Genomic DNA, 24,933 nt, shown 5'->3' on the forward strand with positions numbered 1-24,933 from the left:
GATTTCGATATCTGAAATATATGATCAAATTTTCTGTAACCAGGCTGGCAGGCCACCCGTGGGATGGCAGTAATAGGCCTAATTTTGATTTAATGGAAGTGAGTGCAACTACCAGGCTTGAACTGGACTCATTCATTGACCTGGCAGGAAAGAAATTCTGGGCAGTCTGGATTGCAGGCATTTTAGCTGACGCGGAACCACCTAATGCTTATGCAGGCGTGCTGTATAAACCTTCCGGGGTAATGGAAGCGTGGATAGATAACCTTAAACAACCTCATCCGGGTGGGCAGCCGGATTTAATACCGTCACCATGAAAAAATCAAAGTCAGAATTATTGAAAGAAACCATCATTAGTGTGGTCGGCAAGCATAACGCAGATGTAGAAGCTGGCTGGCTTGAGGGCATGAAAGGCCTTCGCGTGCGTTACAAGGGCATGCTGGTGACTAAAGGCGCGCCTGAAGAATACTTATTGCCAGAAAACCTAGAGCGTTACAAAGACTGGAATACCGGGCTTAGAATGGCGGCCAGGCACAAGCAAAAAGAACTCGCAAAATCAAAAGAAATTGATCACGAAGTTATAGAATTATCCAAGTTTGAAGATTGTTTATGCAGTGTAGGCTCGCCACGGGGAAAAGACGGAACAATTGAGCGCATTTACCGTGGACGTGGCAGACAATCCGGGCAAATCATGGCAAGAATAATCATGATGGATTCCAACGCGGTTCGCAACCTACCATTCGTCGAGATATATCCAAGATAGATTCAATTACAGCCTAGTTCAATCGGCTAATTAGCCACTCAAAACCTATACACTGGCGTTAAGTAAATCAAAGTGTATGGGCAATCAATGACTGACTGGACAGAAGTATTCAATTCGCAAAGTGTGTTTGTTGCAGCTGCATTTACTACGCCTAAAGCGGCAGTAGAAGCAGCGCAAGAAGTGCTTTGCATTTTGAACAATGGGGAAGTATTGACCGTTAAGGCAATCATTAACCGTTGTTGTGACCATACAGACCGCTCACAGGAGATCAATTACGAGGACTGGAGCTGTAAAACCGAACAGTTGATACAAAGTCATATCGACATGCAAGAAGGCGTGCCTAAAGAAGCGCTGAGAATGGCACAACGCTGCCGCAGTGAGTTCCTGCGCATATACCATGAGCGCAGCAAGTCACCAGAAGTCCAGGCGGTGATTGAAGAAATGAAAATCTTGCTGGCTGACATTGATTACCCAGACCTGTATTTAGAGTAACCAAAACAAAAAGCCCTCGATTTTGAGGGTTTTTTTATTTCACCAGCATAGATAGTTAACAGGCCTGAATGTTGCTATCACATCGCTACCAATCGGCAAAACACCGACCCTGAAACGGTAAAATTGAATCACTGAAACAACTAACTTGCTGGAGTGAAATATGTGGCTAGACCCTCGTTATGTGTGCCTGAAGGAATCTGACTTTGTGGCGGCACCAATGGGCTTTATTGACAAGGTTGCTGTAGGCATCTTTGCTGGCCTGATCGCCGCAATGGTCAGTTACGTTATTTAATCCATTTTCGATTTATTAAGGAATTTATATGTCATTAGCACTTGCTCAAAAACCTGTAGTCGATGAGTTCAACAGCCTTCAGCGCGTGGTACTGGACACGTATGAAAATGGGGAATTAGCCCACATCAAAACTGTGAAAGAGCTGAATAACTGCGGCGACACACTGCTACGCTTTCTGGTAAATGAATGCTCGACCGATGCTGACTGCACCGATGAGGGCACCGCGATTCACCGGATGAATAAAGTCATCAGCCAGGTTAAGGGCATTCGCAACACATTTGTCATTCTGCAAGCGAAAGTGTACGTGCCATGATGGAAAATAAAATTGAGGAAGTAGTAGAAAAGGCTTCAATGAGCTTCTGGGCAACGGTAGCAAAAAACTTTCCAGAATTGAAATCTGGGGATTTGGGTATTGATACCACGTTTCAGTTGAAGATAATGATGGAACGAGCAGTAGCTGAATGGGTTGAAGGCAATCGGTAATCGGTTTTACAATGCGTGCAACCACTGCCGACATGTTTGAGGCTTTAAAACCTCGAAAAATCCACCATAGAAAATTGATGCACATCTGTGATGCTGGTGAATCAGGCTCAGATGGGCTTATTTTCATGTTTCGATGCAGGAGATGCAAACGGGAATCGGAGTGGCTTCCAGGATTAACAAACCGAGAGGCCGTGCGTGGAATCCCGTGCCCACACTGCAATTTCTTATCAATCAAAGATAAAGAATAATATATTTCCATGTTTGATTTTAAAACGATCATGAACAAGTACCGCATCTTCATAAAGGCTATGGATCAAGTGTCTTTTGGATACTGGTTTTGTATTGTGGCTGTCTGCTGGCTGGTCAGTATGATATTTTCAGCGATGACATATGTAGCATTTAAAGGTGCCTATTTACTGGCTTCCAGAGTTATGGATGTCAGTAAATTACCATTCTGGGTTTCTAATCTCGATTTTTCGATTATCTTTGGAATCACTTTTACATATTGGATTTACAGGGGAATAGTTTTTGTCTATTTAGCTCATACTGAGGATGAAAATTAGTTGAGTTACGCCTTCAAATTTATTAGATATAACTCGATCACTATTATTAGTAAAACAACATGGATATAGTAAATTCTTTCATAGAAAGTATTGGTATCAAAGTCATCAAAGTAGAGAGCTTACAAAATGGCTTTATGGATGATATTGAGATTGTGAATGGCAGCATTTACATCACAACAAATACACAGGTTTCAAACCTACTGCATGAAGCAGGCCATCTTGCAATTATTCCTGCAAACCTACGACACATGGCTAATGGAGACCTGGATGAAAGTTTCGATGGTATATTTAAGATGACCTCTCACCTAGATCCTGAACACCCTATTCAGAAAGTATTAATTCAATGTTCAGACCCTGAAGCAACAGCCTGGGCTTGGGCTATCGGGCAGCATCTTGGCATTCCAGATGATCAAATTATCAGGGATGAAGATTACGATGGCGAAGGAAAATCTATTCGGTGGATGTTGAAATGTGGAAAGTATTTTGGCATTCACGGTTTGGCCGCTTCAGGTATGACTTCAGTTGGGAGCTATCCAAATATGGTGATTTGGAGTCAACCGGCATGTGCATTTTAATATCTTTGTTCGATTTATTGATTGGATATAACAGTAGATTGACTCGATAGACTTTCTGTAAAGCAGATCCAATATAGGCCATATGTAAAAAGTGGCCGCCCTTCCCAATCGGCTAAAAGACCGAACTGATTGTTTAAAATTACCTCATTGAATAACGTTTTTTGGGGTACAAATTGAGCAATAACAAAATCCAACTGGCATTAATCGAATTAAGCTCTTCAGGCGTATTTTCTGGCTTCATGAGTAGAGAACAACGCCGGCATCTAAAGGCAAAGTTGACCAGCGATCTTCCTGAATCAACTGAGTGTGCTGAAAAGCTATTTGCGGTCTCTCAGACAATCAGAACAATGCCAGGCTCTTACGGCACCAACTTTATTGACAATCCTGACAAAGTTATCCAGCTTCGATACTTCAAGCAAGGAATTACAGCTTGGGTGATCGAAAAAGATTCTGGCAGTAATACTGAAAACATGCAGCTGCAAGCATTTGGGTACGTTGATCTATATGGTCATGGGCTAAAAAGCACGGAGTTAGGTTATTTGTGCATTGAGGAATACCTACAAGCTGGCATGGAACTTGATATTGATTTTGTTCCAGCAACTTATAAAACACTCATTGAGCAAAACGCTTAATCACGCAAAGGCCGCACAAATGCATTTAGATTTCGATATCAACTGGCAAGCTTATTTCAAATCGCATGGGGATTTCATCCTCGCCCAACTAAAGGGTAAGGATGCGGCATATCAGGCCGCGCTGGATGTGCAATGCATGCTGCCTAGCGGTCTGACCTATACGGTCGATAGCATCATGCTGTCTTGCGCCAAACACCACACCAGCCAAGCCGAATACAAGGCATGGATGGAAGTGACCCGTATCAGGCTGGACGGCCAACTCAAACTACTAACCGGCATCGCAAGAGAAGCATTGATTTTTGTGATCAATGAAGAGCAAAGCGAAGAAAGCCTGCAAGAACAGGCGGAATCCCGCGAAAATGCCCTGAATGCTATTGAAGAAATCAAACACCGCGTTTACGCAGGTATGGAAGAATAGTCATGGAAAACAATACCGATATCGATTGGGCGGCCTATTTCAAGTCCCACGGTGATTTTGAAATATCACAGATGATCACACCGGAGCGATCTTATTTGGTTGCGATGAAAGTCCAAGGCTTTATGTTTGGCGAGCTGGTGACAATTAAAGAGGTTCACATGCGTTGCACTTGCCATGAAAAATTTGGTAATGCACCACTTGCCTGGGAGTATGAGGCAGTAGACAAGCTAAGACGAGCCGCCAATGAATTAACTGGCGTAGCAAGGGAAGCGATAATGCTGGTTGCGAAAAACAATTACAACATGGAACTTACCTACGCGCAGGCCAAGGCAGATTTGGACCTGTTAGTAGCGGAGTTTAAGGTAAATGGGCACCCTATTAGAGAACGTGAGCATGCAATCCTCTAACATCGATTGGAAACAATACTACAAGTCACAGGCTGACTTCGTTCTCGCTGAGTTCACGGACTGCAAGACAGCCTATGAAACTGCAAACAAAGTTCAATGCCTGATTAATAACAAAGTTGTGACGGTGGCTGACATCATCACAGAGGGCTGTAATCACAAAAAAGACGTGTTTGTGTATACAGCGTGGCTTGTCGAAAGTGAATATAGGGTGCTGCGTCAGCTTGAGAAAATGACAGGTGTACCGCATGACGCACTCAGATACGTGATTAATCACCACTTCGCTAAAAATACTGGGCTAATTTTCTCACTGGAATCAATGTTCGATTCTAAGGAAATGTATCCTGAAGACATAGGGGCATTTTGTTAATATCCAACGTCAGTTTAGATCGGTATTACGGAAGCCATGGCGATTTTATGCTCGCCAGGCTAAACGGAGATCCAAACTTACTTTCCATTGCCCAGAATGTTTACTGCCTGATGGGTGCATCAGCTTATACGGTCGAAGATATATTGCTAGAGTGCAACATACTTGGGGTATTCAGGCCAGACTTTGCAGGATGGGTAGATGATACAGATTACGTGCTTAAATCGTGCATGGGCGAGCTTACCGGATGCGCTAGGGAGGCATTTGAGTATGTGGCTCAGAAAACCTTCTACAGCGAATCAAAGATTGCGAAAGCGCTGGCGACAATAAGAGAGCAGAAAAAGACTGTAGAACTGTTAACATCCAAAAAAACTAGTCACCTGCAAATTACTTACATGCGTTACGACCAATAGAAATCGTTGGTTGCAAACCTGACTTGACTGACATTAAAAAAAAGGACACACATGGTAAAAATGGCAGAAAAAATTGACCAGGCTGTTATTCATATGGGAAATAAACTATCGACAGAAAATCAAGAGTGGTTTGGACCAACTGAGATTGGGAAAATTGTTGGTGGCCCTGAGAAGCATAGTGCCTATGGCAGCCCTATTTGTAAGAAGGCGGTTGAGTCCGGGGATATGATCAGAAACGATAAAGGCCATTACAGGTTAACTGAGCTTGGCCGGGCACGTTACAAAGAATTATCTAAGGTTGAATAATTGCAGATATTGGTTGTCATATAAATTTAGTGACTGGAAAAAAGATGAATATTCAAAAAGCCCAGGAAGTAATTGAGGATATAGAACTCATTTGCATTAAACACGGGGTTTCATTGGTAGGCGGCAACAAAGCCAAAGGTGTTTATGGAGAAATTCAGATAATCGGTAATGATGATTTAACGGATGCTGATATCGCACACATCATTAGCACTGACTCGACTAATAAATCCGTTGGCCTAACTATCTCAGATAGTGTAAATGAGCATGCAGTCATTCATGATCTGGAACAAATTTGTAAAAAGCACAGTGTAGCGTTGATAGGTGGCAGTTTGTCAGGTGGGTTCTATGGTGAGATTCAAATTCTTGTTACTCAGACCCTTAACCCAGATGACATCGACCATTTATCAAGTGGTAACTCACCATATAAAACATTAGGGCGCACTGTGGTAAATGGTGTGAGTGGTTAAGAATATGCAAACCCATATTGAATCGAAGATTGATGCTTGTGGAAGAGTCTACGAAATCGAAGTCAATTTTACAAACCATAAACCGTTTACTGTTAAAGCTGATACAGATCAAGGTTGGATTGTACTGGCTAAATACCACACCAGAACGGAAGCAATCAAACTAGCAAGTGCCAGAGCGGTGATGTGGATTGAAGGCAATCACTTCAAAGTCGATGAGCCGGTATACGAAACATTAAATTAGTACAAAAAGGACTTGAATCGAACAATTCCTTTTTTATTTTCTACATTCGATTTATTCAGCAATCCCGTTTTCATATTATCAAAATCGGATCGGCATTTTAACCAGGGTGATTCGCTAAACTACAAATAACTAAACGTAACCTGGAATGCATATGAATCAAAACAGACAACAGGCCTTATACGAGCTGAGTTCTAACGGCACCCTCTTCGACTTCATGAGTAAAGAACAGCGCTTCGAGGTGCAGGACATGATCCATGCTGATCAAAGCGATGACAATCACTATATTGCCAAGGTATTGGCCGTGGTAGATACCATCAAGGAAATGCCTTCCTTATATTTGACCGTGGGCACTATAGATCCTGTCATGCAGCTGCGATATCAAAATGGCATTTCTATTGTCTGGGTGCAAGAAAAAGACAAGGGCACAGCAACGAGCTGCCAGCAAAATCAGGCGTATGGTTATGCTGATGTCGATTACGTGGGCATTGAGAACCTTAACGGCAGTTTCATCAGCATCTACGAGCTTAAGCAACAGGGATACTGGCTTGACCTATCCTATGTACCGATGAGCTATAACGCCATTGTGGACATTGCATCTAAACATGTTGCCTCTTCAGCACGTCATCGAGAAAAATTAGCTGAATTGCCAGGCAGTCAAAGCCATTTATAATAAAGCTTGAATTGGCGATAACAGAATCACGATATAAGGATTATTCAATGTTCGTTCAGAAATTAACTAAAAGAGTCAAAATTGGATACTCCATCAGCTTATTTTTTGCCATATTAACGGCCATCTCAGGGTATGCAGCCTATCGTTTTTTTGGTGAATTAGACCAATTAGTTTTTGGGATATTTACGTTATGTTTCGTGCTTTTTTTTATTGGACTGAGCCTGCATGGTGATCGCACATGGAGACACTTGAACGAAGGAAAAGGTAGTTACAGCATTCGCTTAAAAAGCCCGGTGAGATTCAAACGTAGCGCCTGGATGCACAGATACGCTGAGTTCATTGCATTCTGGTTGCGTTTATCAATGAGCGCTGGCTTTGTGCCCGTGCTGATAGGTAAACCGTGTAGTGGTAAAACACTGATTCTCGAAAAGGTTACGCCGGGCCTTGTATACGGCAACAAGAGTCTCATCCTTGAAAAGACATCGCCAGGCGCTTCATTGTCCGTTCTGAAGCTACAGGACACCAGCTCTGATGATTTAGAATCAAGTATCAATCAGGAAAGCTACTTTTCAATAGAAGAGCTTTCACACTTTGATGCTAAACAAGTAAATGAGCTATTCATGGCCGTAAGCGATAAGCACTTTGCCATTTCAACTCAGGATTACTCGATACTGAAAAGATTTGGCTTTGAGCAGGCAATGATGCAACGCCGGAAGCTTATTGTTTTCTTGGACTGAACGTTAAGCAATACCTACTTGGCAGCACACAACATAAGGACTTGATTAAATCGAGTCCTTTTCTTTTATCTGCATTCGATATCTCACATATACAGCTAAAACAAGCTGGCAACTCATTTGGTTAAGATGCTTGCAACTCAAGTCAAGATTCAGCAGGTTTTTCGCAATTCAACTCAAGATCGTGCAGCTGTGACAGGCCAGAAGTGTCATAAAAAATATAGATTATATATAAAAATCATTTGAAAGCTTTTAAGTGACTGATTTTATTAGAATGAGGGTCTTAAGTTAGATTGCAAAAATCTCAAGTTAAATTACATACAAGTAATGAGCAAAATAAAAGCCCTCAACTGGAGGGCTTATTCAATTGGGAACGGGAGTACGTTTAAGCAGCTTGCAACATGAAGTCAACGTGTATGGCATCATAGCCAAAACTGATTTTCCCCTCTTTATCCTTTTCCAATATGCCAGAGCCAAGAAGCAACTGGACATCAGTATGTACGGCTTTAACATCCCGGCCAACTCTTCTCGCAACCTCTCTCAATGCCAGCGGCTCACTGCCAGTTAAGCATTTGACAATATGCATGCGATTGGGGGCTAACACTTTCCAGAGTAAATCGAAGGAAAGAAAAGTGATGTGAGAACCTTGAGGCTTCCCAGAAAAAGCATCTAACGTCGAATCAATAACGTTCTGTACTGTTTGAACGGACAATGTAACTGTTTTCATCGTGCTTTCTCCATTTCCATTGCTTTACTCAAAAAGTCTCTAATTAACTGATCGTATGAAACAAAATCATAAGGCATTTCAACATTATTGATATGAATATGATTACCCTTCCCGGACTCGTTATCTAATCGCATTACACACACGCCATTGAATACATAAGCCAGGCGGTATTTATAACTGTGGTCAGAACCTTTAACTGGGGCAGGCACTTGATGGACAACCAATTCAGCAAATGATGATTCGCTGAGAACAATTCTTTGATCCAATAATTTGGTTGCTTTCATGTTGTAAATGATAACAACAAGCAGCATTGTTGTCAATGAATACAACAGCATTCAAGGCATATAAACACTACATCGAGCTAATATTTAGCTATTAAAATCTATGTTAGATTTAAATGGAAATACTGAGCTTATACGACCATTATCAATCGGCAAATAAGTCTATCTAAAAATCTACAATGAGTCTTATCAAATACTTATTGGGCAACACAAATGCTAAACAAAATCCGAAAAGCTCTCTTATGGTCAGTGTGCGTGTGTGCTGTAGGCATCCTGGCTGTCGGTTTTGGAGCAAGTATCATGCAGAAGGAAGATGACACACGCAGCCAGCTGGAGGATGCCGGATACAGCAACATCATAGTGATGGGCAGCACGGTCTACGGCTGCGATAACTCAGACAGTTTCAGAATGAAATTCTCAGCGACTGGAGCGACCGGGAGAGATGTTACCGGGGTGGTTTGTTCTGGGGCACTGAAGGCCAGCACGATCAGGCTGGATTAAATTAACGTACCTGATGGATTTTTGAATCCCTTTTAGATATCATTTATCAAAAGGTACCCAACCTGCCGTGCGCAAATCAATATTGATTAATGGCGAACCGGGCGTAGTAAACACATCCCATAGTAAATGCATGATTGTTATTTCATCATAACTTGGCTTTTTGTCGGCAACGCGCACACCGTAATAAATAGCCTTAACTTATGAACGGAATAAACAATGTCACATGATTATCTTGAGCCAATAGCAGCTCGACTTTCTACTTCACTTGAAAAACACGGTTTCCAATCACTTTTCGTAGCCGAATTGATTGATGTCATGCACAACTATTTCGACTATCCAGAAATAGCTTTCGCTGACGCAATAATAAGTGGCGAGGCTGGCGACTACGATTGGCATTACATTGAGACTGGAAATATCGGTGAATTGGGCTTTGGATTTGGAAACTTAAGCTATATCAATGTAGCACATAGCTTTCCAGAAGCGATTTTAGCAGTCATAGGTGAATTTGATAGAGCGCATGTTTATCCCAGAGTAATTGAGCATAAGGGGACGATTAGATTTTACTTAGATAATAAGTTTGTTCTCGAAATCGGTCGTATTCAGTTCGAAAAAGTGGACGAACTCAGGTACGAGGGTGTAGTTAACGCTTTCAAGGGGATTAATAAATTTGAAGAGTTTGAAATTTTACACGATAGATTAAAAAAGGTTGATGGTTTTGAAACGATTCCACAACTTGAGTTTCCGATGAGCGCTAGTGAAACCAATAGATTCTTCATTATGTTAGAAACGTTTCCACACGATTTGAGGGAAATGTTAAAAAGTCACTTTGATATTGAGTTAAAACAATCGCAGTCTTTAGAAATTGTTGCAAATATGTTTGGCGCAGACAACTGGAACGTGTTTAAAGGGCTTTACGATAAGTACAAATCAAAGATCTACACCCCATTTATGATAACGTTTAATGCGCATCCTGGAGGGTGGGAAGAATTCATTTTTTACAAAGACAATTGTGCTGCAATTGCTGCTCTCATAAATTATAGGCATGAATACGACGATTTAATTGCTGGTAGAGCGGAATTGGGATCAACAGATGATTTAGAGGGGGAAGGGTTGCTTTTGAGACTCAGATACTTAGATGAAACTGTGAAGCCACGCGCTTACTTTGTTCATGGGATTAGGGATGTAAGTGGTTACGAGGAAACCGTTAATTTTAAAGGCTTGAGTTTAGATAACATAAGTGAGGCAATAACAAAAATTAAACAGGAGCTTAGATTAGAAAGCTGTCTTGAAGAGAAAATCAAAGCTACTGATTTAAGGATGAATGAGAATTCAATCATTTTAAATAACAACCTAGTGACTATTAGACATAACGGCTATATTGAAATAAGAAATTTAAATAAATACAGAACGCAAGTTACAAAGCCTTTTATCAGTAATGCTTGGGGCGGTCATCGTAGTCGATTAAATTCTAATAACAGCTTTGCAAACCCCTCTCCAGGCGTTCATTTCAATTCTGAAGATACAGAACTGAAAATACATGGTAAAAATGCTTCGATTGTTGCCAAAACAGACAACGAAATAATTAAATGGCAATTTAAAAATATAAGCGGACGTAGCATTAAACGACTTGCGGAATTGTGCAAACTTAAAATCGCTTAAATTTCAGTATCAATATAAGCCTGGCAGGTAAAACTGACCGGGCTTTTTTGTATTCAATCCCGGATACGAATTAATCAATGTTGGAATAAATTGGCATTCAAATTGCTGTTATAGACACGGTACCCAAACCAGCCGTGCGCAAGTCAATTAATGACTATGGCGAACCAGGGAGTTTCAAACTAAAAAACCTATTGTTATTTTTCAACACAATTGGCTATAGCGGCAATGCGCACACCGTACTCATATACTGGGCCAGATTGATTGATTGGAAAATGAATGACCTCGAATTTCAACCACGCTTCCATTGCAAGAAACTTAGTGCGTGCTCTCGCTCTGCATAACATAGAGTCACCAGATATATCCGTAATAGAAAATAAAGCTGAAAGTTATTTCAGTGAAACAGACCTCAAATTCATAAGCAAAATACATGAGGGGCAATCAACCGATAATGCTATTTACTATGTAGAAGAGATAACTAATAAAAAAAGCAGTTTCTACTTTGCAGGGAGTCTGATTGAAGCTTTCGCCTATGTATTTGAGGAAGTAGATGAAACCGGAACACATACTAGAGTGGAATATGACTATAGTAATGACGTATTTGATTTTATTGATGCTGGAAGTGAGATTGAGTTTTATGAACATTCAAAAGAAGACGATCACCTTATATTGCACAAGCGAACATTAAGAAAAGATGTGATTTTCAGAGTTGGAGAAGTGAGAACACTGGCGCTTGAAGATTCAGACAGGAAGGAATTTATAGAGGCTTTAAAAGGCATCAGGCTTTTTGACAATTCAGGAAAGCTAAATGCACGGCTTAAGAAAATTGATGGATTTAATGAAATTACTGTAAACCATAGCAATGAGGTACACAGGCCATCACCAGCTTTAGTAACGATGGTAGAAAATTTTCCAGGCTTTATGAGATCCTTTCTAAATGATGAATACGGAATTGAATTAAAGCTGTCGAAAATATTGGAAATAACTGCGGTGACATTTGGGTTCAAGGACTGGAATACTTTTAAAGCGTTAGCTAACAAATATAGATGTTCGATTAATAAGCCATTTATTAGAGAGATGGTACAAAGTAATGGAGAAAGAAAACTGTTCTTTTTCGATGATGTAATTGATAGCTTATATTTTTTAAAAGCGCTCAAAAATAACAGGTTGAATACATCTCAGTTTTTATCAAATATAACCTTGATAGACAATTTCACTCTGGAGTTTGAATTTGGAAGTACAGAACATAAAAAAACTAACTGGAGATATCTAAGTTCTATTTCTGCGATGCAAGAAATTCCGATGAATTGGCCGATACCATCTTCAATATTGGCAATGAGCCAGGATGATGAATATGAGGCGGTTGAAGATATGAATAAATTGTTTGGCTATAGAAAAACGCCTCCAGAGATCAATGAAGGGATCAGAGACAGAGTAGAAGAGCGACACAGACTAGCCAGACAAATCGCATTATTTTAATCATTACATGCCTGGCAGTTAACCCTGACCAGGCTTTTTAATTGGTGGCCCGGTGTTTTAACAATAAGTCCTCAATATAAATGTGCAAAACTGTCACTGGGATAGCAACCAAAGCGATAACAATGAACACAGAGCCATGAATATCATTTTTGGCAGGGGTAATATCAAACCAGCTCAAATAAACGCCCTGATACTTCACTATGCAGTAAGTCAATGCAATCACTAAAGCCGGTATCACTAAACGAAAGGCAAACAATTTCATAAAATCTCCAAATCAATAAATATCAAACATTGAATTAACTAGGTTGCTTTGTTTGTTTAGCAGAACCATAATAATTGACTCCAACATTAGTACGGCCATGACCAGCTTCTAACATGGTAAATAATCTGGCCTGCTCATCTATCTCTTTATCAACAATAACCCCTCCCCTTACCGGGCTGGCATGACCTGCAACCTCTTCGTATCGATCATTTAAATATTGATGACGTAAGCCGTGAGGTGTAGCGCCTGATCCAGATTTAGTAATACCCAATTTCTTCATGACGTAATAGAGCCTGTTTATCTCTTGCATTAGGGTTCTATCTGGATTCGACATATTTCTATTGATATCGCCACATAACGCTTTAGCGCGCTTCAAAACATCAGCCTTGTAGCCTGAGTCGATATGGACAATACGGGTACGGCCACCTTTGGTCCCATGCATAACCAATAAGTAATTTGTGTAATCACTTTTAAATGGCTGTAGTGATATAGATTCCTGGACACGTAATCCAAAGGCGAGCATCAGTTCAAGATGCATGGATGAATAAACATCGATGTCTGATGCTTTAACTACCAGGTCAGCAAAATCCAGTTCCTTTGCACTCCAGCTCTTATCTTCAGTATTCACGTAAGTACGCTTTACTAACTTAGGATCATCTACATAGTCTTGAGGTGACTTGACCATGATTTCTTTTCCAATAAATTTCAGGAAAATATTAATAATCGAAACCCGATTACTAATCGTAGACGCAGAGAGTTGTTCACTCACCCAGAAAGAGACTAAATACTCGATATGCTTTGGTTTAATGTTCAACGGGTCGTTTATCTTGAACCCACCCTTGCGTAAGGTCTCAAAAGACAAATACATCACGTCCCTACGCTTCTGTATGGTCCTATGTGAAACCTTCACTTTGTATGAGCGATTGAAACTGATTCTTTCAAATCCAGTTAGGATTTCTTTCATTCGCCCTTTCCAGTCGGCATCCTGGTATTTCCGTTCGTACTTAAACTTCATAGTCGTTTTAATCTGAGATTGATTTATATAGGCGCGCGAATGCCGGGGTAACGCAATTAATCCCAGGGAAGAAAACAACGGTCGGAGTTTTTAAGTACAGAGAAGGCAGTAGTAGTTGATCTTTCGATTACTTTCCACCCTTTAGACAATAGAAACTATTGAATGCCTGATTTACTACGCTTGTGTCCCACCTTCGCACCAGCCGAAGGAACAAGTTACTAACTGTGCCAGAATTTTTCCACATCCTTTTGAGATGGTTAGATTTCCCGCGAACGTAAAGACTACTTTTCCCATACTAGAAAATATTCACCTACGAATTTTTTCGTTCAGTAATCAGTTTTGCCTTACTCGCAATTTGTTAGCTTTAATACAGTGGGGATTTATTTCGGTATTCCTTTTGGGAACCGATGAATTAGCTATTGGCGCAAAGTAATCCCGCTTTTGGGATATTTCACGTTATAGCTAGTAGAGATTGAATTAATGAAGCATTAAAACAATCCGGCTGGTGTAGAGCCTTTGATTTGAGAATCAAAAGTACCTATTGGTCCGAACGCGCTTGGCATTCTTTCCCATTGAGGTCTCGTTAAAATTGCGCGATGCGCTGTCGATATCTCTCGACTGAAGTGGGATGAATCTTACATCGATATTTTTAGCATAGTCAATAGAAATATATGAGATTCAAATTTTGTTACCCTTTAGTGATTTTGTAATTTCTGACCAAAAGCCTTATTGAATCGGCGTTTCAGAGCCTGAAAAATGGTTTCTCCTTTGACATCCTTTATTTGAAATTCTTTTGTAAAGAGAAAGTCTCGCTCTATTCAGGCTGATTTTGATGTCTGAAATGTCGATTACTTACTCTGTGGGCTGGTGGGATTTATCCTGGATTGAGGCGTATTTGAGTGTTGCAAAAATGCCAACTCAATGAGGTTTTTTAAAATAAACAGTGCGCTTTCAAGACTTGATCGTTGACCAAATATAGACTTCGCCCTAACAGAGTAGCAAAACCAGATGTTGTGCTGAAGTTGTAGCCGACACCTAGAAATTGTGTTTGATGCTTATAAAGGTGTGAAATTAGCAGTTTAGAAGTCGAACAGAAGTTGAGAGCAATGTTTTAGAGATAGTCAGAAAGTCACTACAACTTGTACAGCAGTCGTAGCGCGAATATTGCAGCATTAAAACCTAATTAAATAGCTCGCTTCAAGTCGAATTCGACTTATTGGCATGTGGATTGCTATTTGAAATTGGGCATTACTTTGAGTGATGCGAGTCAGTTTGATAACGAATTTGGAGATGGTTTATGTCACAGAAAAATCAGCAATCTGTTGTGCGAGCAATTGACGTTGGGTTTTGTAATACGAAATTTACGATGGTTGGTAATGGTGGTAGTGGTATCGGTTGCGACCTCTTCCCTTCCCTCACACCGATTGCAAGTGGCGATAGTGGTCTGAGCGACATGATGAAAAAAAAGAGAAACGTGAAGGTTGATGTTGGCGGCAAGCAATTTGAAGTTGGCTACGATGTTGAGTCGGCTATTGCATCCAACTACGGTCGCACGATGGACCCGTCATTCTGCATGACTGATAACTATATGGCATTGGTAAACGGTGCGCTTTATTTCATGGAGCAACCAGAAATCGACATGCTTGTATTGGGACTGCCAGTGTCAGCTCACAAGAAATACAAAGAACAGTTAGCGAAGAAAATGGAAGGTACTCACATTTTGCCTGGCCGTGAAGTTGTGATTAAGAACTGCCGAGTGATCGCCCAACCTGTTGGTGGCTTTTTTCAGTTCGGTTCACAGGAAGGTAATTTAGACAAATTCCAAAAGGAAACTAACCTGATCATCGATGTGGGTTTCTATACTTTGGACTGGTTTCTGTGCAGTAGCATGCGCCCGGTTGAACCTCGTTGTGGTGCAGCTGAGAACGGCGGGATGGGATCAGTTGTTCACGCTATTGCGAGCGAGATTAGCAGGAAGATTGGTGAGAAGCTGGATCACAACATTTACCATCGTATTGATAATGCACTGAGAACAGAATCAAAGGTAGTGAAGATTTTTGGTGTGGAATATAACCTGAATGACTTCATGAAAGTTGGTCAAGCTGCTGTGATGGAGTCAGTGAATAAAATGATCAACACGGTTGGTAATGGTAGTGATATCGATAACATCGTATTAGTAGGTGGCGGTGGTTGGTTCTTTGAAGAAGTATTAAAGAGCAAATTCCCTCGCCATAAAATTAGCCTGGTAGGTGAAAGTGCCTTCTCAAATGTAATCGGGTTCCAGATGTTCGGTTTTGAAACTCTGAAGAAAATCAAACAAGCTGAAGCCGCTACTGCTTAATAAGGAATTGAACATGACGACAGACACAATGGAATTAGCAGGTAATTTACAAGCGGTAGAAACTGAGGTTGAAATTGTAGAAGTACCTACAGCTACTCAACAGTTGCACTTCTTAGTAGATTGGCTTGGTACATTATTCACAGGCGGTTTAGGGGTTGATACTTTTGATGGTGAAGAAGGAAGTATCGACCAGTTCATGAATAAGATTGATGAACGTCTGGAGGCTGGTGACTTTAATAGCCGGACTGCATACCTTTTTCTGGATCTGTTTTTGGGAGGTTTGCTGGCCCCGGATGTAGAACGATTAAATCAGTTAGCTGGCCGTGGCGCAAAGCTGGATGTTGACCAGATGCTACACGATCTAAGTGTTAATGATCCTGTATTTTCAAAGGTTATGAAAAAACGTGATTACTACGGAAAGGTGGCTCATGACCCAAGCTGAAGAACTGGATAGTGAAGATGAGGTTAGAGTAAATCTTCTACTTGAGCGTGATATTCATCCGGAACTGTTTGCTGAAATTAAGGGGAAAAATAAACGGAAGCGTGCGAAATTTATTTACTCGCTTTTAGTTATTGCTCACACGGTAAGAAGCGGTACATATGTACCAAATACTGATGATGTAAATGTAGTTGCCGGCACTACAAAAAAAAGCCCGGCAAAAGCGAAAGTATCTAAGGCGGTTTCGGAAGAGACTAATTTAGGTAAGGTCAAACCCCAGGAAGCTGGATTGTCAGCAACTGGCCTTAATGTTGATGAGTTTTCATAAGGAGTAATAGCATGATTGATTTTGTTAAAGCTAAAGATCGTATTAACGGTGGTTTTAAAGGTGCGGTATACCGTGCGGGAGGTGCGTTGGCAGTTGATGCCCTGTACCTGGTTAATTTCGTTTTCGTCGGGCACTAACGGAATCTGGGATAGATATGCGTAAACGGGGAAATGGTAGCAAGCTCACATCGGCTACCCGGCTTTCAGAAATGGGAACCTGTGAGAGAAAAGTCTATCTCAGAGCAAAACATGGGAACCTGAAAGTCAGTCAAAGCCGTGAATCTGCAATGCAACGTGGCAATGTAGTACACATGCGTGCAGAGCGCGGCGACTACCGTGAAGTAAAGGCTGATTCAAGGTGCTTTATTGCTACGTGTGTTTACGGCCAGACAGCTCCAGAAACAAATTTACTTAGGGCTTTCCGGGATGAACAACTTATGGGTTCGATTCCAGGTAAAGCATTTGTATATACATATTATGTACTTTCACCATACATTGTATTGCTGATCGAGCGCTCTACCCTGCTACGCAAGTGTGCAGGATGGGTGCTGGATCGTATTGTCGGTAAAGTTGAAAAGTTGCAGGAAGGTAATCAATGACCTTTGCATTTTTAGCGGGGATTGCACTTCTTGTAATTTGTGCGCTGTATTTGATCAGGACATTTTCCAGTTCGAGTGATTTTTCACTTGCGGCTGACAACGTGCCTGAAGTAATCAGACAAAGCAGTATTCACCTGAAGGAAGGTGAAATTAGGAATAAAGAGTTGCAGCTGGTTTGTAAGCCGGACGTGGTTTTTAAGCATGAAGGTGTAAAAATCATCGGTGAAAACAAGACAAGAAAGTTTTTCAGGGTGTACGAGTCTGACATTATTCAGATGTCAGTTGGCCGTGTAATTCTGGAAGAAAACGGATCGGCAGTTTCTGAAATGGGATTTGTTAGAATAGTAACACCTGAAGGAACAAGGTGGTTGGAACGTAAATTACTTGACCGTCAGCAAGTCGTAGCTTTACATGAGCGTTATAAACAGATCCAGGCAAGGTTAATTGAACCAGGTAAATGTGATAACAAAAACATTTGCAAAGGGTGCGAGTTTTTTACTGTTTGCTAGTAAGGTTGCTTTAGTTTAATGTTATGAAAAATGAATCTGAAATGGAGGTTCGCTATGCTGTTAAATATGTTTGATAAAAAAATGGCAGACTTGCTTAGTATGGATATACACAGCTTTCGTGATCTGAGAGTTATTGTTGGTTTGGTCGCGTTGGGTGTAATGGCATACGTTAGTATCGTAGTGTTTGCTATCATCATTGGTTTAATCTTGTGGAGTAGCAGCATGTCCTGGTACGACATGAGAGATAACATAATCGATAGTGATATCGATGATTAGAAAAGCCGTTTTAAACGGCTTTTTTTTCGTCTGTAGGTTTTGAAATTAATGATGCCTGGTCCCAAGTAATTTTGGCTTTAGGGATTTGAGTTTCAGATTTCTTTATTAAGTCTTTGCGGTCGATAAGTACGCTATCGAAAGTAAAATCTTCATTGATTTTAACCACTAGAAGTTTATTGAAATTTCCAGAGGTTTTGACTGATACTTCTGCACTACCCTTTTCTGGGGAAATTGTTTTAACCTCTATAAAGTCATTACCTAATTTTCCGTCGGAACCTGGTGTGTGAGGCTTGTGTAGCTTAATACCATAGTGAGCCTGAGAGAATGCTTCGCCCATGGCTCCCCAAATTTGGAGGTATTGTCCTGTTAATTCCTTGTATTCAATTGCTACACTCACCAAGTCATTGAAGACTTCAATTAGTGCTGGTGAAGCATTTGGAAACTGGGCACGAATATCCTGATCGTGAATGTGTTGGTTGAGCCAGTCCCACGATATGAATTCACCATCATCAATGATCCCTTCCCCGGAATCGATGTAGTAATGGCCTGTCATTGAACATTCGTAAGTCATATATTGATAACGGCAAAGTTAGGGAAATCTGGAATAAAAAAAAGCTCACGTATTACGGTGAGCCTATGAGAGAAAAGTGAATGTTCGTTATCTTTGATTTGGTGTCATGTATTGAGGTGGCATTGTAGGTTTTGATGGAGAATCAGGTTGAGCATACCATTCAAGGCCTTGTCTAGTTGGTCCTTCAGCAGCGACTGAAACAGCCGCGACAGCGCCCCTTCTTTTGACCATGGATTCAGTTGCCTTCTTAGCATAGGCTTCCTGAACTTTTTTAGATGCACCTTTTGGCATTGATTTCATAATTTGTTTTGCGCCCTTAGTTATTACTGAGCGACCCACTCCCATGCCGCCCATGACCATTGAGGCGTTATTCCAGATCTCGCGGCCACCGCCAGGTATTTTTTCTTCAAACCAATCACCAATTTTTCTGTCTTGTTCTAAACCATCTTGGACAAGTCTTTCACTTGGAGTTTGATTAGCGTCGTAGCCTTTAATATTTCGGCCAATGTTTTCTTTTCCGTCTACGAATGCTTGGTCATTTGATGAGCGCTTGGCTTGTCTAAAATCTTCAGCAAACTTGTTGCCTTGAAGGGCTGGAGTTACACCAGATTTGTAGATTGGTGCTTTAGCATCCCGCGCTTCTGCCAATGCTACGGCAGAGCCGGCAGAAGCAAGAATGTTTGCAGTTCCATCAAGATGCTCTTCATTTGGTTTTCCGATAGTGACTGAATTATCGTCACTGGCAGAGGGCTTAGACATGTCACCTGATTTTCCACCAGAGGATGCTTGTTTAGGCTTGGAGCTGCCTTTAGACGAAGAAGGCTTGGCCGTAGCTGGTGGGGCTGAATCAGAAATGCCTGAAGCTGGTGGGTTTTCTACTATGCCGGCTGAGGCTGGTGATGTAGATTGGTTATTTGGAGTGGTTATACCACCAGTGCTATTTCCAGACTCTTTAATACCAGGTGCCTGAGATGAATTTAGAGAACCAGTTGGTGAATCATGGGTTCCGCTGTGGATCATTTTTTGACCAGAGAAACCAGTGGCTTGTTTTATCTTTCCCTTATCTGCACCATTGTTAATTGGCGAGTTGGAAAGGTCCTGTTTTGAAGGTGTTTTATCTGTAAAGGATTTATTGCCAACTTGTGAGGAAATAGCGCCTTGCTGCGGGGCTTGAGAATCAATAATGCCTTGCCTTGATGTGTCCATACCCTGAGATGCAGCTTCAGCTGCATAACCTTGGGTTGAATCGTATTGCGGTACATTTAATAGCTTACCTACATTGTCAAAGAAGAACCCGCTTGCTTCTGGGTTTTTAGACATGGAGAGTGTCTTAAGGCTTGCAATTGCCTCATTTCTCTCAGGGGAATTTGAGAAGTTTTTAGAGAAGGTTTTCTTGTTTTGTTCAAACCTTCTGGCAAAATCGGGGTCTTGTTGTTTAAGTTCTTCAACTTTATTTCTCATCTGTGACATATAAGATGTGCCATCCAGTTTGTCAGACTCTTCATACTTTTGTGCGAGTTGAGACAATGTACTGACGTTTTTAGCACCTTCAGAGCCATCAAGTGAAGTGGTAGCAGATACCAATCTTGATTGGGATTGCATATTAGCGAACAGTTCTGATTGGCTTTTAGACTCTTGCCTAGCGTTCTGGATCTGGGCACTATTTGATTGATTAAATGAATCTTGCCAGGCTGTTCTGGTTGAATTGGATTTAGAAAACAGTTCGGAGTCACCTAAAACAGTTCTTACATCCTCGTTATATGTTTCCGATGCTCTAGCAGCTTGCTGTGTGTTGTGGGATTTCTGAAACTGGGCGCTTGCAGTTATTGGTGGTAATGGTTGCCCAACTCCAAAACTTGCAATAGCCTGTTTTGCAGCTGCGGTTGATTCTTCATCAGATAGACCATGTTGTTTACCAATAGACTGGAGCTTTTGTAGAGTCTGGTTGTATTGACTGGTAAGCGCTGAGTCTTTCGAGTTTGTAATTCCTTTTTGGAAAGTTTCACCTAGCGTTGCTGAAGCTGTTGTGGAATTGTTTAGGCCGTACTGGGTTTGCATGGTTTCTGAAGAGCTTTGCAGTGCAGACTGGGCAGACTTAAGTGAAGTGGAGGCAGACCTGTCAAGATTAATGCCTGTGTCGAAAATACCAGCGTTTGTACGCGCAATACCAGATTCAGAGTTACCTACGTTATTTGATGTAACTGAAGTTAATGGAGCCTGTTTAGCAATGTCTGGAGTCATGAGTTTTTCGTCAACACGTTCTCCTTGATTTAGCTTACCGGCCAGATTCACGGCGGTCTGGGAAGTACCATAAATCAACATAAGGGTGAGGGCAGGAGTAGCTGCGGCCATCATTCCGCCGACTGCTACCCAGTCTTGAAGTTGGGTCCATAAGTAAGGTAGCTCACCCAGGTTTAAAATGACATCGTTGGTTGCAGGGACTTGTCTTTGTGTGGCTAGATATTCAATGTATTCGACTACTTTATAGTGAATAAAAAAGTTAGCTATTGTGAGAGTCGGTGCCCAGAAAGCTACCCAAACAAGCATGAGTAAATATTTGAATGCTAGGGATAGGCCAGCTGTACCGAACGCTACGATGACAAAGGCCATAATAGGAGTTGCGGCGACTACAAACAGTTCGATAAAGGAAATAATAGGCTTGGCATAGCGTTCAAATTGACTTTGTTCTGCTGCCCAACGTAGATTGTTCTGGGCAGATGCCTGGGTTTTCATAATGGTGGCACCCATGTCAGATGCCTTCATTGAATATAGGGAGTCAGCTTCATTTAGCCAGTTAGCCATTAGCGAGTTATACATATAGCGCTGAGCTTGATCGGAATTTATGCGGATTGCTTCCAGAGCTTCACCAATACGCTCATCGAATGTCATGGAAGCGATTCTGGCGTTACCTAGTTTTTTCAACACGCCTTTACTGATGTCACCAGTTTTGCTCGGATTTGAGAAAACAGCTGTGTTCAAGTCGTCCCAAAGTAATGCGCAATTCCTTGGTACACCCTCGGTGCCCAAGTAATTCATACCGTCGATGTTAACATACTCTGTTTTGACAGCTTCCCAGATGTTCGCGCCGCTGTAATTCTTGACTTGATCCCAGGTGTGTTCTGCATTTACTGAGTTTATGTCGTATAGAAAACACTGTGTTAGATAGGATTGAACGGTTTTATGTACATCCTGTTTGTTTCCAGTTGATTCAGAGCTATTTGCGTCTGTTGCACGTATGTCAAAGTCTCTTACTTTGATAAGTATGGAGAGTGCGTCCATATAGCCATGCTCAAGTAGAGCTGAGTTGGAAGCAACTGAAAATACAGTCTCAAATTGCTCGGCAAAGTATCGGCCCATGATGGTTGTTATAGACAGCGGCGTTGCAAGGCCAATTGGCACGTTGGCTACTGGTTGAACTTGCCCGGTCGCAGATTCAACTAGGACATCAACTTTTGGGCCGAACATGGCACTGAATAAAATTACACCAGTCAGCAAGTGATGCAGGTCTACCTTCATGGAGGTTAAGTACCTGGCAGTCAAGAAGAACATGCCTGTCATGGTCCCGATTAGTGGGATGAACATGAAAGAAGAGTGGTTTGTAATGGCAGCGATACCATTCAAGGCCATTACCATTAAGCCGAAGTCGCCAAATGTGACGATGGTGTAATCCATTTATTATCTGCCTGTAACGTTTAAGCGTGAGTTCATTTGTTGTTGAGAGATTGCAACGCGTAATGTGTTGTACACCTCAAAGCCTTTACTCAACATGTTCAGGCTATTTACAGCGTTTTGTTTCATGGCATTCATCTCCAGGCGCTGAGACTGGAGTTTGTTCATCATGTTGTTTGCAAATTCATGATTAGAATAAGGGATAGCCATTTCAACAGAGCGTTGCAACTCATCATAGAAGACTTGTGCGAGTTCAGCTGTGATGCAATCGACCATGTAATTTGCGAAGAGCAAGGTTGTCTGCTTATCTTGGGATAAGTTTTTCAATTGAGCATAAATAGGTTGAGGCACTGCTGAAATGAACTGCTTTTCAGCTGTAGTTAACGTTGAAACGCCTGTACTACCCTTCTCATTGATTTTTGCGATAATTCCGCTTGATTGATCCCCAATTGCCTGCTGGACCTTTTGGCGCAAGCTTTTTGAGATTGTGATTTCAGTTGTAACTGGGTTTAAGCAGTGAACATCTTCATCGCAAGCAAGGACTTTAACTTTTGTACCAGCACCTGCATTGATGATATCCATTAGCTTCAACGTGCTTTCGATTGGCCGTGGCACAAGATCAACTTCACCAATTGCATCAGTACCCTTTTTAAGTACGATGGTGCCTGTTACAGACATTAAAGCCTCTTTCATCTGCATATCAGTAGTGCTGAACCATGAGGCTGCGTTTGACTTGCTGAGAGCATCCCAGACGACATTAATTTCCTGCTTTTCGAGTTCGCCAGCTTCATCAGCAATTTTGGTAGGAGATTTTGCACTATCACCACCTGAAGCGCCTGAAGCGTTGTTATCAGTTGCGAAACCCAGGTTTGTAAGGCCGCGAGAGATTGTGTCGCGCACGCCAGTCATCGAGTCTGTGATCATATTGTCAACACCGGACTTATTTAGAAGCGCCCTACCCATTTGGCAGGAGTTCAGCATGCCCTGGTTTAACTGGTTAACAAAATTCCTAAGTTCAGTCATGGTTTGCGCGCAATTTGGACATAAGGCCTTAATTGCCAGCTCAAAGGCATAACCCATTGCGTTAGAGGCGATATTTCTCAAAGCATTGATAAATTGTTCTTTGTTGATGAATGAGAAAGAGCCACCGAACATATCAATACCATTGCAACCTGCTTTGAAGCTTGGTGGTTCAAAGTTGACCAGCTGTGGATTGGATACTTTATTGCGAATAAACACTGAGCCGGCAGCAAAGCCGCCGCGTCTTTGTGTTTCGTACACTTGACCTGGAGTAACGTTTACATAGCTACCAAACATGCTGTCCATTTCTTCCTGGAGGTCAGCATGTGATGCCAAAGAAAAGAAAGACAGCACAAACGCTAGTGCATATATGGCCGTGTTTTTGAATGTTTGGTAGCGCATGGTATGACCTCGTTATTTAAGGCTTAAAACTAAGTTTTCGCTGATTGACTCTGACAAGTAATCAACAACATTTTGGAATGATGAGAAGCCAAAGCCACCAGAGCGCGGTTTAGGTCCAAAATCATGGATCTTGAGACCCATTTCATTTGCAAGCTTGTCTGGGCTTGAAAGACCATCAACTAAGCCAATAGCCAGTGATTGCTCACCTGTCCATACTTCTCCAGTGCCATAGTTAAGATCAGTTTTCAACGTGTTGCTTCTATATTTTTTAACATCATCAAGAAATACTTTTGCAATGCTGTCTACAAGTGTCTGAGCTTTGTTTAAATCAGACTTTGTAGCCTCACGCATTGGATTGAGCATGTCTTTAAGTTCACCAGAGGTGATAGTGTGTTGCTTAACATTGAAGCGGTCTGCAAGTTCGTGGAAGTCCCAAGTAGCAAGGATTGCACCGATGGAACCTACAAGGCTGTACTTGGAAGCGTAGATTTTGTCGGCATGCAAAGCGATGATGTAGGCAGCTGAAGCACCCAAATCGGTGATCACGGCCAAGACTTCTTTGTTTGTCTCTTTCTTCTTGTGTTCGATGTATTCAGTGATTCGATCTGCTTCAGCTGGCTGGCCGCCTGGTGAGTTGATCAGCAACATTACTGTTTTTACGTTCTTGCGCTCGAAGGCCTCTTCGATGATAGGAATCAACTTGTCGGCAGAGGTTGTTTTTGAATTGCTTTTGATTTCGCCATCGATACGAACCACACCCATAAGATCGTCGGATGGAACCCACTCAAAGCCCATGCTAGTCATGTTGAACATGAAATACATAGAGAACATGACTACGGCGGCCATTGTGAACATGCTGCGCTTGAAGACTTTCCAACGTCTTTCGGAAGTTCTTTCCTTAATTAAGTCTGATACCAATGAACTAGACAGAATGCTCATTAGTTGACTGTCTGTAGTACCTGAAGTCGCGTCTACGTTGACCACATCTGGTTTGATGGCGTAGAAGGACTTTATTTTTCTCCAAAGATTATTTAACACAGAT

At 41.5% G+C, this 24,933-nt stretch carries 35 protein-coding genes; 27 read left to right on the top strand and 8 right to left on the bottom strand.

Annotation, left to right across the window (positions count from 1 at the left end):
• Positions 1–20: 20 nt before the first annotated feature.
• From ACTS9Y_RS00600 to ACTS9Y_RS00685, 18 genes are all read left to right on the top strand, one after another.
• Positions 21–314: a hypothetical protein gene (locus tag ACTS9Y_RS00600; RefSeq protein ID WP_442584082.1), complete on the top strand. Its 294-nt coding sequence runs from the start codon at positions 21–23 to the stop codon at positions 312–314.
• Complete coding sequence (locus tag ACTS9Y_RS00605) at positions 311–760, top strand: hypothetical protein (RefSeq protein WP_442584083.1); 450 nt, start codon at positions 311–313, stop codon at positions 758–760. Before ACTS9Y_RS00600 ends, ACTS9Y_RS00605 begins: the two co-directional genes overlap by 4 nt.
• Before the next feature lie 87 nt (positions 761–847).
• Positions 848–1,252 carry a hypothetical protein gene (locus ACTS9Y_RS00610; protein WP_442584084.1) on the top strand — a complete coding sequence of 135 codons (405 nt, stop codon included), beginning with the start codon at positions 848–850 and terminating at the stop codon, positions 1,250–1,252.
• Positions 1,253–1,412: 160 nt separating this feature from the next.
• The gene (locus ACTS9Y_RS00615) at positions 1,413–1,544 is read left to right on the top strand and encodes a hypothetical protein (protein ID WP_442584085.1); all 132 of its coding nucleotides are present in this window, start codon (positions 1,413–1,415) and stop codon (positions 1,542–1,544) included.
• Positions 1,545–1,572: 28 nt separating this feature from the next.
• Positions 1,573–1,857, top strand: coding sequence for a hypothetical protein (locus ACTS9Y_RS00620; RefSeq protein WP_442584086.1), 285 nt, complete (start codon positions 1,573–1,575; stop codon positions 1,855–1,857).
• Complete coding sequence (locus tag ACTS9Y_RS00625) at positions 1,854–2,027, top strand: hypothetical protein (RefSeq protein ID WP_442584087.1); 174 nt, start codon at positions 1,854–1,856, stop codon at positions 2,025–2,027. The genes ACTS9Y_RS00620 and ACTS9Y_RS00625 overlap by 4 nt, the downstream gene beginning before the upstream one ends.
• A 257-nt stretch (positions 2,028–2,284) precedes the next feature.
• Positions 2,285–2,590: a hypothetical protein gene (locus ACTS9Y_RS00630; RefSeq protein ID WP_442584088.1), complete on the top strand. Its 306-nt coding sequence runs from the start codon at positions 2,285–2,287 to the stop codon at positions 2,588–2,590.
• A gap of 59 nt (positions 2,591–2,649) precedes the next feature.
• Positions 2,650–3,165, top strand: coding sequence for a hypothetical protein (locus tag ACTS9Y_RS00635; protein ID WP_442584089.1), 516 nt, complete (start codon positions 2,650–2,652; stop codon positions 3,163–3,165).
• A gap of 173 nt (positions 3,166–3,338) precedes the next feature.
• A complete protein-coding gene (locus ACTS9Y_RS00640; RefSeq protein ID WP_442584090.1) occupies positions 3,339–3,797 on the top strand; it encodes a hypothetical protein in 459 nt (152 codons plus the stop codon).
• A gap of 19 nt (positions 3,798–3,816) precedes the next feature.
• Positions 3,817–4,215, top strand: coding sequence for a hypothetical protein (locus tag ACTS9Y_RS00645; protein ID WP_442584091.1), 399 nt, complete (start codon positions 3,817–3,819; stop codon positions 4,213–4,215).
• Positions 4,216–4,217: 2 nt separating this feature from the next.
• The gene (locus ACTS9Y_RS00650; protein WP_442584092.1) at positions 4,218–4,622 is read left to right on the top strand and encodes a hypothetical protein; all 405 of its coding nucleotides are present in this window, start codon (positions 4,218–4,220) and stop codon (positions 4,620–4,622) included.
• On the top strand, positions 4,609–4,989 hold the full coding sequence (locus ACTS9Y_RS00655; RefSeq protein ID WP_442584093.1) for a hypothetical protein: 381 nt from the start codon (positions 4,609–4,611) through the stop codon (positions 4,987–4,989). The genes ACTS9Y_RS00650 and ACTS9Y_RS00655 overlap by 14 nt, the downstream gene beginning before the upstream one ends.
• 47 nt (positions 4,990–5,036) lie before the next feature.
• Positions 5,037–5,399, top strand: a complete 363-nt coding sequence (locus tag ACTS9Y_RS00660) for a hypothetical protein (protein WP_442584094.1) — start codon at positions 5,037–5,039, stop codon at positions 5,397–5,399.
• 51 nt (positions 5,400–5,450) lie between these two features.
• Positions 5,451–5,705: a hypothetical protein gene (locus tag ACTS9Y_RS00665; RefSeq protein WP_442584095.1), complete on the top strand. Its 255-nt coding sequence runs from the start codon at positions 5,451–5,453 to the stop codon at positions 5,703–5,705.
• Positions 5,706–5,749: 44 nt separating this feature from the next.
• Positions 5,750–6,172: a hypothetical protein gene (locus tag ACTS9Y_RS00670; RefSeq protein WP_442584096.1), complete on the top strand. Its 423-nt coding sequence runs from the start codon at positions 5,750–5,752 to the stop codon at positions 6,170–6,172.
• A 4-nt stretch (positions 6,173–6,176) separates the two neighbouring features.
• Positions 6,177–6,413: a hypothetical protein gene (locus tag ACTS9Y_RS00675; RefSeq protein WP_442584097.1), complete on the top strand. Its 237-nt coding sequence runs from the start codon at positions 6,177–6,179 to the stop codon at positions 6,411–6,413.
• A 151-nt stretch (positions 6,414–6,564) separates the two neighbouring features.
• A complete protein-coding gene (locus ACTS9Y_RS00680; RefSeq protein ID WP_442584098.1) occupies positions 6,565–7,083 on the top strand; it encodes a hypothetical protein in 519 nt (172 codons plus the stop codon).
• 47 nt (positions 7,084–7,130) lie between these two features.
• On the top strand, positions 7,131–7,820 hold the full coding sequence (locus tag ACTS9Y_RS00685) for a hypothetical protein (protein WP_442584099.1): 690 nt from the start codon (positions 7,131–7,133) through the stop codon (positions 7,818–7,820).
• Positions 7,821–8,202: 382 nt separating this feature from the next.
• Here ACTS9Y_RS00685 and ACTS9Y_RS00690 read toward each other — a convergent pair whose 3' ends face one another.
• The gene (locus ACTS9Y_RS00690) at positions 8,203–8,544 is read right to left on the bottom strand and encodes an HVO_A0114 family putative DNA-binding protein (protein ID WP_442584100.1); all 342 of its coding nucleotides are present in this window, start codon (positions 8,542–8,544) and stop codon (positions 8,203–8,205) included.
• Entirely contained in the window at positions 8,541–8,828 is a 288-nt protein-coding gene (locus ACTS9Y_RS00695) for a toxin-antitoxin system TumE family protein (protein WP_442584101.1), read from the bottom strand. Before ACTS9Y_RS00695 ends, ACTS9Y_RS00690 begins: the two co-directional genes overlap by 4 nt.
• A gap of 252 nt (positions 8,829–9,080) precedes the next feature.
• Between ACTS9Y_RS00695 and ACTS9Y_RS00700 the strand changes: the two genes are divergently transcribed.
• The 3 genes from ACTS9Y_RS00700 to ACTS9Y_RS00710 all read left to right on the top strand — a co-directional run bounded on the left by ACTS9Y_RS00700 (position 9,081) and on the right by ACTS9Y_RS00710 (position 12,461).
• Complete coding sequence (locus ACTS9Y_RS00700) at positions 9,081–9,326, top strand: hypothetical protein (RefSeq protein ID WP_442584102.1); 246 nt, start codon at positions 9,081–9,083, stop codon at positions 9,324–9,326.
• Positions 9,327–9,542: 216 nt separating this feature from the next.
• A complete protein-coding gene (locus tag ACTS9Y_RS00705; protein ID WP_442584103.1) occupies positions 9,543–10,985 on the top strand; it encodes a hypothetical protein in 1,443 nt (480 codons plus the stop codon).
• A gap of 276 nt (positions 10,986–11,261) precedes the next feature.
• Positions 11,262–12,461, top strand: a complete 1,200-nt coding sequence (locus tag ACTS9Y_RS00710) for a hypothetical protein (protein WP_442584104.1) — start codon at positions 11,262–11,264, stop codon at positions 12,459–12,461.
• 37 nt (positions 12,462–12,498) lie between these two features.
• On the opposite strand, the gene ACTS9Y_RS00715 is transcribed toward ACTS9Y_RS00710, so the two are convergent.
• Positions 12,499–12,723 (bottom strand): hypothetical protein, encoded by a 225-nt coding sequence (locus ACTS9Y_RS00715; RefSeq protein ID WP_442584105.1) that lies wholly within the window; start codon positions 12,721–12,723, stop codon positions 12,499–12,501.
• A 34-nt stretch (positions 12,724–12,757) separates the two neighbouring features.
• Positions 12,758–13,687: a phage integrase N-terminal domain-containing protein gene (locus ACTS9Y_RS00720; RefSeq protein WP_442584106.1), complete on the bottom strand. Its 930-nt coding sequence runs from the start codon at positions 13,685–13,687 to the stop codon at positions 12,758–12,760.
• Between the two features lie 1,348 nt (positions 13,688–15,035).
• On the opposite strand from ACTS9Y_RS00720, the gene ACTS9Y_RS00725 reads away from it, so the two are divergent.
• From ACTS9Y_RS00725 to ACTS9Y_RS00750, 6 genes are read left to right on the top strand one after another with little or no spacing between them, the layout of a single operon-like run.
• Positions 15,036–16,079 (top strand): PRTRC system protein D, encoded by a 1,044-nt coding sequence (locus ACTS9Y_RS00725; RefSeq protein WP_442584107.1) that lies wholly within the window; start codon positions 15,036–15,038, stop codon positions 16,077–16,079.
• A 13-nt stretch (positions 16,080–16,092) separates the two neighbouring features.
• On the top strand, positions 16,093–16,521 hold the full coding sequence (locus ACTS9Y_RS00730; RefSeq protein ID WP_442584108.1) for a hypothetical protein: 429 nt from the start codon (positions 16,093–16,095) through the stop codon (positions 16,519–16,521).
• Entirely contained in the window at positions 16,508–16,846 is a 339-nt protein-coding gene (locus ACTS9Y_RS00735) for a hypothetical protein (RefSeq protein WP_442584109.1), read from the top strand. Before ACTS9Y_RS00730 ends, ACTS9Y_RS00735 begins: the two co-directional genes overlap by 14 nt.
• A gap of 11 nt (positions 16,847–16,857) precedes the next feature.
• Entirely contained in the window at positions 16,858–16,983 is a 126-nt protein-coding gene (locus tag ACTS9Y_RS00740; RefSeq protein ID WP_442584110.1) for a hypothetical protein, read from the top strand.
• Between the two features lie 17 nt (positions 16,984–17,000).
• The gene (locus ACTS9Y_RS00745) at positions 17,001–17,444 is read left to right on the top strand and encodes a CFI-box-CTERM domain-containing protein (protein ID WP_442584111.1); all 444 of its coding nucleotides are present in this window, start codon (positions 17,001–17,003) and stop codon (positions 17,442–17,444) included.
• Entirely contained in the window at positions 17,441–17,953 is a 513-nt protein-coding gene (locus ACTS9Y_RS00750) for a Dna2/Cas4 domain-containing protein (RefSeq protein ID WP_442584112.1), read from the top strand. Before ACTS9Y_RS00745 ends, ACTS9Y_RS00750 begins: the two co-directional genes overlap by 4 nt.
• Positions 17,954–18,239: 286 nt before the next feature.
• Here the strand turns inward: ACTS9Y_RS00750 and ACTS9Y_RS00755 are convergent, their stop codons facing one another.
• The 4 genes from ACTS9Y_RS00755 to ACTS9Y_RS00770 all read right to left on the bottom strand — a co-directional run bounded on the left by ACTS9Y_RS00755 (position 18,240) and on the right by ACTS9Y_RS00770 (position 24,929).
• Positions 18,240–18,782 (bottom strand): hypothetical protein, encoded by a 543-nt coding sequence (locus tag ACTS9Y_RS00755; RefSeq protein ID WP_442584113.1) that lies wholly within the window; start codon positions 18,780–18,782, stop codon positions 18,240–18,242.
• A 105-nt stretch (positions 18,783–18,887) separates the two neighbouring features.
• On the bottom strand, positions 18,888–22,472 hold the full coding sequence (locus ACTS9Y_RS00760) for a conjugal transfer protein TraG N-terminal domain-containing protein (RefSeq protein ID WP_442584114.1): 3,585 nt from the start codon (positions 22,470–22,472) through the stop codon (positions 18,888–18,890).
• 3 nt (positions 22,473–22,475) lie between these two features.
• Positions 22,476–23,891, bottom strand: a complete 1,416-nt coding sequence (locus ACTS9Y_RS00765) for a conjugal transfer protein TraH (protein ID WP_442584115.1) — start codon at positions 23,889–23,891, stop codon at positions 22,476–22,478.
• A gap of 12 nt (positions 23,892–23,903) precedes the next feature.
• The gene (locus ACTS9Y_RS00770; protein WP_442584116.1) at positions 23,904–24,929 is read right to left on the bottom strand and encodes a S49 family peptidase; all 1,026 of its coding nucleotides are present in this window, start codon (positions 24,927–24,929) and stop codon (positions 23,904–23,906) included.
• Between the last annotated feature and the right edge of the window lie 4 nt (positions 24,930–24,933).

Origin of the sequence: Methylophilus sp. (assembly GCF_052173275.1) — a bacterium.
Taxonomy (GTDB): domain Bacteria; phylum Pseudomonadota; class Gammaproteobacteria; order Burkholderiales; family Methylophilaceae; genus Methylophilus.

What these genes read in the sequence shown, in the direction of transcription:
- ACTS9Y_RS00600 (WP_442584082.1), top strand. Translation starts at nt 21, where the DNA reads ATGATCAAATTTTCTGTAACCAGGCTGGCAGGCCACCCGTGGGATGGC.
- ACTS9Y_RS00605 (WP_442584083.1), top strand. Translation starts at nt 311, where the DNA reads ATGAAAAAATCAAAGTCAGAATTATTGAAAGAAACCATCATTAGTGTG.
- ACTS9Y_RS00610 (WP_442584084.1), top strand. Translation starts at nt 848, where the DNA reads ATGACTGACTGGACAGAAGTATTCAATTCGCAAAGTGTGTTTGTTGCA.
- ACTS9Y_RS00615 (WP_442584085.1), top strand. Translation starts at nt 1,413, where the DNA reads ATGTGGCTAGACCCTCGTTATGTGTGCCTGAAGGAATCTGACTTTGTG.
- ACTS9Y_RS00620 (WP_442584086.1), top strand. Translation starts at nt 1,573, where the DNA reads ATGTCATTAGCACTTGCTCAAAAACCTGTAGTCGATGAGTTCAACAGC.
- ACTS9Y_RS00625 (WP_442584087.1), top strand. Translation starts at nt 1,854, where the DNA reads ATGATGGAAAATAAAATTGAGGAAGTAGTAGAAAAGGCTTCAATGAGC.
- ACTS9Y_RS00630 (WP_442584088.1), top strand. Translation starts at nt 2,285, where the DNA reads ATGTTTGATTTTAAAACGATCATGAACAAGTACCGCATCTTCATAAAG.
- ACTS9Y_RS00635 (WP_442584089.1), top strand. Translation starts at nt 2,650, where the DNA reads ATGGATATAGTAAATTCTTTCATAGAAAGTATTGGTATCAAAGTCATC.
- ACTS9Y_RS00645 (WP_442584091.1), top strand. Translation starts at nt 3,817, where the DNA reads ATGCATTTAGATTTCGATATCAACTGGCAAGCTTATTTCAAATCGCAT.
- ACTS9Y_RS00650 (WP_442584092.1), top strand. Translation starts at nt 4,218, where the DNA reads ATGGAAAACAATACCGATATCGATTGGGCGGCCTATTTCAAGTCCCAC.
- ACTS9Y_RS00655 (WP_442584093.1), top strand. Translation starts at nt 4,609, where the DNA reads ATGCAATCCTCTAACATCGATTGGAAACAATACTACAAGTCACAGGCT.
- ACTS9Y_RS00660 (WP_442584094.1), top strand. Translation starts at nt 5,037, where the DNA reads ATGCTCGCCAGGCTAAACGGAGATCCAAACTTACTTTCCATTGCCCAG.
- ACTS9Y_RS00665 (WP_442584095.1), top strand. Translation starts at nt 5,451, where the DNA reads ATGGTAAAAATGGCAGAAAAAATTGACCAGGCTGTTATTCATATGGGA.
- ACTS9Y_RS00670 (WP_442584096.1), top strand. Translation starts at nt 5,750, where the DNA reads ATGAATATTCAAAAAGCCCAGGAAGTAATTGAGGATATAGAACTCATT.
- ACTS9Y_RS00675 (WP_442584097.1), top strand. Translation starts at nt 6,177, where the DNA reads ATGCAAACCCATATTGAATCGAAGATTGATGCTTGTGGAAGAGTCTAC.
- ACTS9Y_RS00680 (WP_442584098.1), top strand. Translation starts at nt 6,565, where the DNA reads ATGAATCAAAACAGACAACAGGCCTTATACGAGCTGAGTTCTAACGGC.
- ACTS9Y_RS00685 (WP_442584099.1), top strand. Translation starts at nt 7,131, where the DNA reads ATGTTCGTTCAGAAATTAACTAAAAGAGTCAAAATTGGATACTCCATC.
- ACTS9Y_RS00690 (WP_442584100.1), bottom strand. Translation starts at nt 8,544, where the DNA reads ATGAAAACAGTTACATTGTCCGTTCAAACAGTACAGAACGTTATTGAT.
- ACTS9Y_RS00695 (WP_442584101.1), bottom strand. Translation starts at nt 8,828, where the DNA reads ATGAAAGCAACCAAATTATTGGATCAAAGAATTGTTCTCAGCGAATCA.
- ACTS9Y_RS00705 (WP_442584103.1), top strand. Translation starts at nt 9,543, where the DNA reads ATGTCACATGATTATCTTGAGCCAATAGCAGCTCGACTTTCTACTTCA.
- ACTS9Y_RS00710 (WP_442584104.1), top strand. Translation starts at nt 11,262, where the DNA reads ATGACCTCGAATTTCAACCACGCTTCCATTGCAAGAAACTTAGTGCGT.
- ACTS9Y_RS00715 (WP_442584105.1), bottom strand. Translation starts at nt 12,723, where the DNA reads ATGAAATTGTTTGCCTTTCGTTTAGTGATACCGGCTTTAGTGATTGCA.
- ACTS9Y_RS00720 (WP_442584106.1), bottom strand. Translation starts at nt 13,687, where the DNA reads ATGAAAGAAATCCTAACTGGATTTGAAAGAATCAGTTTCAATCGCTCA.
- ACTS9Y_RS00725 (WP_442584107.1), top strand. Translation starts at nt 15,036, where the DNA reads ATGTCACAGAAAAATCAGCAATCTGTTGTGCGAGCAATTGACGTTGGG.
- ACTS9Y_RS00730 (WP_442584108.1), top strand. Translation starts at nt 16,093, where the DNA reads ATGACGACAGACACAATGGAATTAGCAGGTAATTTACAAGCGGTAGAA.
- ACTS9Y_RS00735 (WP_442584109.1), top strand. Translation starts at nt 16,508, where the DNA reads ATGACCCAAGCTGAAGAACTGGATAGTGAAGATGAGGTTAGAGTAAAT.
- ACTS9Y_RS00740 (WP_442584110.1), top strand. Translation starts at nt 16,858, where the DNA reads ATGATTGATTTTGTTAAAGCTAAAGATCGTATTAACGGTGGTTTTAAA.
- ACTS9Y_RS00745 (WP_442584111.1), top strand. Translation starts at nt 17,001, where the DNA reads ATGCGTAAACGGGGAAATGGTAGCAAGCTCACATCGGCTACCCGGCTT.
- ACTS9Y_RS00750 (WP_442584112.1), top strand. Translation starts at nt 17,441, where the DNA reads ATGACCTTTGCATTTTTAGCGGGGATTGCACTTCTTGTAATTTGTGCG.
- ACTS9Y_RS00755 (WP_442584113.1), bottom strand. Translation starts at nt 18,782, where the DNA reads ATGACAGGCCATTACTACATCGATTCCGGGGAAGGGATCATTGATGAT.
- ACTS9Y_RS00760 (WP_442584114.1), bottom strand. Translation starts at nt 22,472, where the DNA reads ATGGATTACACCATCGTCACATTTGGCGACTTCGGCTTAATGGTAATG.
- ACTS9Y_RS00765 (WP_442584115.1), bottom strand. Translation starts at nt 23,891, where the DNA reads ATGCGCTACCAAACATTCAAAAACACGGCCATATATGCACTAGCGTTT.